The sequence below is a fragment of the Succinimonas sp. genome (genome assembly GCF_045225735.1).
In the GTDB taxonomy this organism is placed as follows: domain Bacteria; phylum Pseudomonadota; class Gammaproteobacteria; order Enterobacterales; family Succinivibrionaceae; genus Succinimonas.
Genome location: NZ_JBGVBR010000153.1, coordinates 1 through 6,932 on the forward strand (window position 1 = coordinate 1; position 6,932 = coordinate 6,932).

A 6,932-nucleotide genomic window follows, 5' to 3' on the forward strand; every position below is an offset into this window, starting at 1 on the left:
ATTGGTGGCCAGAATAATTTCCTTGTAACGATATTTGTCAATGAGCCCCTCCAGGATATCCAGATGGAGCTCCCGGGGGCCGATGCCCTCCAGCGGGTTAAGATGACCATGGAGCACAAAATACGTGCCGCTGAATTCAGCGGTCTTTTCAATAGCCAGCACATCGGAGGGCGATTCCACCACGCAGAGCACCCTGGTGTTCTGCCGGGTCTCGCTTTTGCAGATTTCACAAAGATCCCCTTCGCAGTAGCTCCGGCATTCGCTGCAGTAATTAATGCGGTACGCGGCCTTTTCCAGAGCCTTGGAAAGCCTGAGGGCTCCTTCCCGATCCCGATCCAGCAGCGAAAATGCTATTCTCTGAGCGCTTCTGGGGCCGATGCCCGGCATAATCTGCAGCTCTTTTATTAAATTATCAAGAAGAGGACTGAATTTCATGGTTTTACTCTGAAAGCCGGAGGATTTTGCATAATCATTCCGCGGCAATACCGAAACATCTCTGAAATCATCTCAGTTCCCGCCGCCGTTTTCTGAAAAATCCGCTGATGCTTTATGCTGAATATTTGATAAAAAAACAGGGGGAACCATTTCCCCCCTGCCGCAAAAAAATATCAGAACGGCAAATTCATGCCCGGAGGAAGAGGAATGCCGTTGGTTACCTTCTTCATCTTGTCGCTGGCGAATTCCCGAATGCGTTCATTGGCATTGTTAAGCGCCGTTACCAGAAGATCCTCGCACATCTCCTTGTCATCGCCGAATACGGAATCGGCAATTTCCACCTTGGTAACCAAATGATCGCCGGTCATGGTAACCTTAACCAGACCGCCGCCGGCTTCACCCTGGGCAACGTAGGCGGAAATTTCTTCCTGAGCCTTTTTAGCTCTGTCCTGCATGTTCTGAGCCTGCTTCATCAGATTGCCCAGATCTCCGAGTTTTCCAAACATAGTTCGTCCTTTCAAATATAATCAAAAAAAGTTTGCCTACAGCAAAATTGCAAAACGCGGTTGCACCGCATTTTGCAGGTTAAAAATCACGATTTCCCGCCCGAAGTCTTATTCCGATCCTCAAGGTAGAACTGCGCCCCCTGGAGATTGAGCTCCAGCCCCCGGGCCAGCTCCTGAAACACCGGACTCCGGAGCAGAGCTTCCTTTTCCGAAGCGTACATATTCCGACAGTAAGCCCGGGCCAAAGCATCCGGACAGCCGCTGAAATCAGCGCCGGAACCGAAATCCGCGGTAATTTCCACCTTGTGTCCCAAAGCCGCGGAAAACTCCCGGTTCATATTGTCGACAATATCGCCCTTAACCAGAAGCTCATAGCTGTCAGGCCATGCCAGATGCCATCTTTCCGGAGTGGAATCAGGCAGCCGGACGGCGAATATAATAACAGCCCTTTCCGCCTCCTGCAAATCTGCGCGCATTATATCCTGAGTAAAGGAATCCTGAACATCCCTGAGATAATGCCGGTGGCTCGTAACCGGCTCTCCCGAAAACGAAACCTCATCCGCAGCCGGTTCCGGAGCCTGAATATAGGATGAAGAACCGCCCCCCTGCTGGATATTAAGATCCACATCCGTAAACACCATGCTGTTGCTGATGTCAGTTTCATCGTCCCCGTCCTGGGCAAAGCTGACGATCTGGGTCTCGGGGAAAGAGTCCTCCACCGGCGGGATGTCCTCATCCTCGGGATACGGCACAGGCTCACTGCCGTAATCATTCCGGGGAGCTTCAGGCTGAGGCGGCATGGCAGGAGGCGGCGGAACGGGAGAAACAGGGATCGCGGGAGCAGCCCGGAACGCCTGAGACGGCGCTGCCGGCGGAACCGGGGCCTGAGCCCCTCCCCGTGGCGCCGGAGCCGACGGCACCGGAGAAGACGGAGCGGCGGGAGCGGCCCGGAATGCCTGAGACGGCGCTGCCGGCGGAACCGGGGCCTCCGGCACTGCCCGGGGCGCCGGAGCCGGCGGCACCGGAGAAGCAGGGGCGGCCGGGGCAGGAGCTGCATTTCTTTGCTGCGATCTGAGCTCCGGCGGAACCTCGGGGCCCATAGCGCTGGCAATCAGGGAGTCCATGCCCGGCACCCGGGTATAGGTGGGCTCCGGAATCCGTCCGGTATCTCCGGAGAGGGAATCCTTAAGGCGTTTCTCCGTCTGCATGGCCGAAGCAATGGGGGAAGCGGCAAAGGCGGCCTTTTCCTGAGAAAGCTCCAGATTGCCCCGGGTCACTGCGGCATTTTCGCGGCTCTTTTTTTCGCCCTCGTCCTGCTTTTTCCGGAGCAGATTTTTCCTTTCCTGCTCGTAGCGATCTTCGCGTTTTTTCTCCAGATCCTTGCTGACTCTGGCCATGGTCTCATTCAGAAGAGAGATATAGTCCAAAATGCCGGAATACTTGGATTTAAGTTCCTGAAGGCGCTCATGGCGGGGATCGTCGCTTTTCTGATTTCTGAGAGCGGCGGACTGATTGGAAACCCGGGGAGCCTGTCCCAGCCGATCCGCCATCTGAGCGCCAAAGGCGTTTCGGGGATCCTTCCGGGCTTCAGCCACCCCGCTGAGAACCGCCAGGGAATTCCCCTGAGGCTTTTTGGGAATGTTCTTGTTTACCAGCCGGGTAACCGCCAGAAGCGCCTCCTCCTGAGCGGAAGCAGCCAGAGCCGGAAAACGCACCCGGCGCTTTTCAGCTATTCTCCGTTTTTTTTTAAATTAAAGGCCAAAAGCCGGAGGAGAGTCATTTCAAAGGCGGAAAGTCCGTCCGGAGCATAGGGAAGCTCCCGGCGTCCTTCCAGGACAATCTGATAGTAAAGCTGCAGCTCTTCAGGAGAAAACTTCCGGGCAAACTCGGCCATGAGATCCCCTTTAAGGCAGTAGTGATCCTCGCAGGGCCCGGCTACCTGATAAAGGGCCAGATCATGAAATATCTGGGCCAGCCGCACATGAAGAGCATCGAAATCCGGAGTTACGCCGGACACGGTCTCCAGCACCCCGGATAACCGGGCGCCGCTGTTCTCCGCGATAACATTGAGAATTTCCGTCAGATAGGAGGTATCCAGAGTTCCCAGCATGGCGGTAACTCCGGCAGAGGTAACCCGGCCGCCCCCCAGAGCAATGGCCTGATCCGTAAGACTGAGAGCATCCCGCATGCTGCCCCGGGCGGCCCGGCCCAGCTCCGTGAGAGCGTCCTCCTCGAAGCTGATTTCCTCCCGATTCAGGATGTTTTTGAGCTGATTTCTGATTTCGTCCAGAGTCAGCGCCTTAAGCTGAAACTGGAGACAGCGGGAAATCACGGTAACCGGAAGCTTCTGGGGATCGGTGGTGGCCAGAATGAACTTAACATATTCCGGCGGTTCCTCCAGGGTTTTCAGGAGAGCATTGAAGGATCCTCCGGACAGCATGTGCACTTCGTCGATAATGTATACCTTGAAGCGGCCTGCCTGCGGACTGTACTGCACATTGTCCAGAATGTCCCGGGTATCCTCCACCTTGGTGCGGGAGGCGGCGTCGATCTCGATAAGATCCGGGAAGGTACCGTTCTGAATGGCCTGACAGTTATCGCACACGCCGCAGGGCCTGGAGGTAATGCCCTCCTTGCAGTTGAAGCACTTGGCCAGAATTCTGGCGATAGTGGTCTTGCCCACGCCCCGGGTGCCGGTAAGCAAATAGGCATGATGGAGTCTCCCGGAGTCCAGAGCATTGGACAGGGCTGCAAGAACATGAGTCTGCCCTACCACATCCTGAAATGTCTGCGGTCGGTATTTCCGCGCCAGAACTGTATATGAAGCCATAATCGTCCGTAAAAGCTCGGTCTGCTTCCCGGGAAGCTTATCCGAAACATGAAATAGATAAAAAAACACAAGCCCGGGGGCATTTTACAGAATTTTCCGCAAATTGTTTACCGCATTTGTTTGCCGCAGCGCCAGGACGGCAGGAAAATTTCAGACCTGCTGCCGTTTCCTTTGACAAAGCCGGTCTTCTGCCGCTGCTAATTCTTCTGATGCAGGAGCTCCACCGAGGATGACGATTTGTTCCGGTAAACATGGCCCACTAAGGTAAAGTCATTCTTCTTGCTGATGCTCACAAAGGCATTGAAGGAGTCATATTCCGGATACTTGTCACTAGGAGACGAACGGGAGGACAGCCGATTGGGCTTGACGCTGCCCTCGAAAATCACGTATTCCGTGTCATCGGTGAGTTCGCCGTCATACCAGATGCGGACGCGGTTTCCGGAAAACTCCGCGCGGCAGTCCCGGCCGAAATGCTTCCCGATCCAGACCCCCTGCAGCATTTCCGGTGTGGGATCATCGTAAACAGGCTCGCTGGATCCCTCCGTGGTGAAATCATAGCCCTGCTTTTTGGCAAAGGAGCGGAAGGTTTCATAGATGGCGCAGGAAGCCGCTCTCTCCAGGAGCGGAAACACGTTATTGTTCCGGTAAATAGACTCCCCGGAGGCAAACCTGACGCTCAGGGTTTCTCCGTCTCCCGAAGGCAGTCCGTCAGTATGACTCACATGCCCGTTATCCCGGCTGAGATTATATTTTCTGACAAGCTGCATCAAAGCCGCAGGAAGTCCGTCATCCGGAACCCGGTACTTCACCAGAAATCTGGTGCCGTCCCGGTGCCGGCTCTCGCCGCCGCCCCGGGCCTCCACCGCAACATTGCCGGCATCATCCTTTTCCATCCTGACAGCATAGGAGGGACAGCTTTCCGCGCCCTGCTCGGGAATCGCCAGCATGGCCATGCGGGTCATGGCATTGAAGGAAAAATAGGTAATGTCTTCAGACTTGATCTCCTGAGACACGGATTTATCCCAGTACTCATGATGCCCGCCGCATACCGGCACATCCTCTTCCGGATTAACCACGGCCATAACCGCCCCCGTAACAGCCCCTATAGCAGCAAGGCCGGCCATAATAAAGACCGCTGCTTTAATCTTCGCACCTGATACCATCGATTTCCTGCTCCCTGACACCCGAATGGCGCCCCGGACTCTTAACGGATTATGCTCCGTCAAAATTCAAAACAGAGAATACCTTAATCCCGAATTCCTGCTGGATTTTCAGAGCGCCGCCCAGCCCCGCCAGATTGATGGCAAAGGAGGCTCCCATAACCCGGCCGCCGCAGCGCTGCACCAGTTTAATGGCGGCTTCCATTGTGCCTCCGGTGGCAATAAGATCATCCACTATCAGCACCCGATCCTCCGGTCTTATGGCATCCTGATGAATCTCCAGAGTGTCGGATCCGTATTCCAGTTCATAATCCTCGCGGTAAACCTCCCGGGGCAGCTTCCCCTTTTTGCGAATCATGACGAGACCGGAATTCAGGGCTGCGGCTACCGGAGATCCGAACACAAAGCCCCGGGCTTCGGTGGCGGCAACCTTGGATATCCCCATGTACCTGAAGGAGTCTGCCATGGCTTCGCAAAGCATGGCAAAAGCCTTGGGGTTCTCGCAGAGCGAGGTGATGTCCCGGAAAATGATCCCCGGCTTCGGGAAATCGGGAATGGATTTTAAACTCGCATTAAGAAATTCTAAACACTCTGCACTGATCACAATTAGTCCTCCGCTGACTGACGGGGTGTATCACTGAAAATGATCCCCGAGAAAATAATATCACACCGGAGACCCGGGCAACATGAGATCCTCCGGTAACAGCGATCTTTTCTGACAGAGGCGGCAAAACCGCCCCCGTCCGCAGTCCCGTTCTCTGAAAAACTTCTTTGAAAACCTTATCTTCAAAAACATTGAAAAAAAATGTAACCTTGGCATTATTGTCTCGTTGTGAGAATGCTCACAGCGTATAACTGTATATGATATGGAGTTCCAAATGCTGACAACTGAGAAAGTTAACGAAATTCTGAAGACCCTGGGAGACGGCGATCTCTGCCTTGACCAAAACAACCACTGCGTCATTATGACCGGCCGGGACGAAGATGCCTTCGCCATTCATCTGAACTTCAATCCTTCTTCCGGTCAGGTATTGCTGGCCTCCGACATCGGCGAAATGCCGGAGAACCCCAAGACGCAGCTTTTAACCGCTCTGACCATGCTCAGAACAAATTTCGGCTGGAGCATGCCCGCGGATCAAACCGTAGCCTTCTCTGATACTGCGGAAGTCTTTGTGCTGCAGCAAAGATACTCCGAATCCGGCGAAGACTCTCTGGAAAGCTGTCTCCTCAGCTTTGCGGAAACCCGGGAGGCCTTTCAGGAGTATTACCAGGAAACGGTAAAGGACATTGAGAAGAATCTCCGGGAAGAAAAGGAGCTTGATAAATACGGCTTCGTAATAACCGACGATGACGACGATGATGACGACGAGGCAGAGGAAAACGCCGCAGTCCCGCCCTTTTCTCCGGAAATGAATACCATGGCGGTTTAATCAAAAAGATTGTTCCGGCAGGGAGTATGTTCTCCCTCCCTGCCGGTTATCCGGAAGCCCATGCGGCTTCCGGCAGGAGGACGCGTTTTTTTAATCAGGAAATAATCCGAAAATGACACTTAATCTTACTGTAAACAGGGATCTCGGGAAGATCTTCAACAGCATAGATAATCCCCATAACAATGCTGTTAATAACACGGGCGCCAAGGTTATCATCAACGCAGCAGGCCAGGTAGAGGTCAGCAACCGGAGCCGGGGACTTTTCTCTTTCAACTCCCCATCCATTAACCAGGAATCCCGGCGTACGCTGGATACCCTCAGGCGGTCGCTTGTAGATAGCCTGAATGAGGTTGAAGGAGCTGCTGACAAGGTAGACAACATTTTGAAAAAGCACCTTAACGAAAGACAGTTAAGCGGCAAGCAGCGTCTCACCCTCCGGGATCTCATCTCCATCAGAAGCACCTTCATCTCCCTGAAGACCATTCGCAGTCTGGCGCAGGAATTCCAGCAGCCTAATCAGGTTCAGCAGCAGGGAAATCAGCGCGGGCAGGCAGACCATGTAAGCCCCCGC

The 6,932-nt window shown here is 54.2% G+C and carries 7 protein-coding genes and 1 pseudogene; 2 read left to right on the forward strand and 6 right to left on the reverse strand.

Features of this window, described 5'->3' with window-relative positions; all coding sequences use genetic code 11:
- From ACJROR_RS05495 to ACJROR_RS05520, 6 genes and pseudogenes are all read right to left on the reverse strand, one after another.
- Window positions 1–435: recombination mediator RecR (locus ACJROR_RS05495; protein WP_406546215.1), on the reverse strand; the 435-nt coding region annotated here is incomplete at its 3' end.
- 173 nt (window positions 436–608) lie between these two features.
- Window positions 609–941, reverse strand: a complete 333-nt coding sequence (locus ACJROR_RS05500; protein ID WP_406041712.1) for a YbaB/EbfC family nucleoid-associated protein — start codon at window positions 939–941, stop codon at window positions 609–611.
- An 86-nt stretch (window positions 942–1,027) separates the two neighbouring features.
- The gene (locus ACJROR_RS05505) at window positions 1,028–2,656 is read right to left on the reverse strand and encodes a hypothetical protein (RefSeq protein ID WP_406546216.1); all 1,629 of its coding nucleotides are present in this window, start codon (window positions 2,654–2,656) and stop codon (window positions 1,028–1,030) included.
- Between the two features lie 26 nt (window positions 2,657–2,682).
- Window positions 2,683–3,771, reverse strand: a pseudogene (gene dnaX / locus ACJROR_RS05510) (DNA polymerase III subunit gamma/tau); the annotation flags it as partial.
- A gap of 197 nt (window positions 3,772–3,968) precedes the next feature.
- Window positions 3,969–4,934, reverse strand: coding sequence for a hypothetical protein (locus tag ACJROR_RS05515; protein WP_406546217.1), 966 nt, complete (start codon window positions 4,932–4,934; stop codon window positions 3,969–3,971).
- A 49-nt stretch (window positions 4,935–4,983) separates the two neighbouring features.
- Window positions 4,984–5,532, reverse strand: a complete 549-nt coding sequence (locus tag ACJROR_RS05520; protein ID WP_406546220.1) for an adenine phosphoribosyltransferase — start codon at window positions 5,530–5,532, stop codon at window positions 4,984–4,986.
- 277 nt (window positions 5,533–5,809) lie between these two features.
- Between ACJROR_RS05520 and ACJROR_RS05525 the strand changes: the two genes are divergently transcribed.
- Both ACJROR_RS05525 and ACJROR_RS05530 read left to right on the forward strand, forming a co-directional pair.
- Window positions 5,810–6,361: a type III secretion system chaperone gene (locus ACJROR_RS05525; RefSeq protein ID WP_406546218.1), complete on the forward strand. Its 552-nt coding sequence runs from the start codon at window positions 5,810–5,812 to the stop codon at window positions 6,359–6,361.
- 112 nt (window positions 6,362–6,473) lie between these two features.
- Window positions 6,474–6,932, forward strand: a 459-nt coding sequence (locus tag ACJROR_RS05530; protein ID WP_406546219.1) for a hypothetical protein, incomplete at its 3' end; no start/stop codon positions are given.

Excerpts from the sequence above, each read along its gene's own strand:
- ACJROR_RS05500 (WP_406041712.1), bottom strand. The coding sequence starts at position 941 with ATGTTTGGAAAACTCGGAGATCTGGGCAATCTGATGAAGCAGGCTCAG.
- ACJROR_RS05515 (WP_406546217.1), bottom strand. The coding sequence starts at position 4,934 with ATGGTATCAGGTGCGAAGATTAAAGCAGCGGTCTTTATTATGGCCGGC.
- ACJROR_RS05525 (WP_406546218.1), top strand. The coding sequence starts at position 5,810 with ATGCTGACAACTGAGAAAGTTAACGAAATTCTGAAGACCCTGGGAGAC.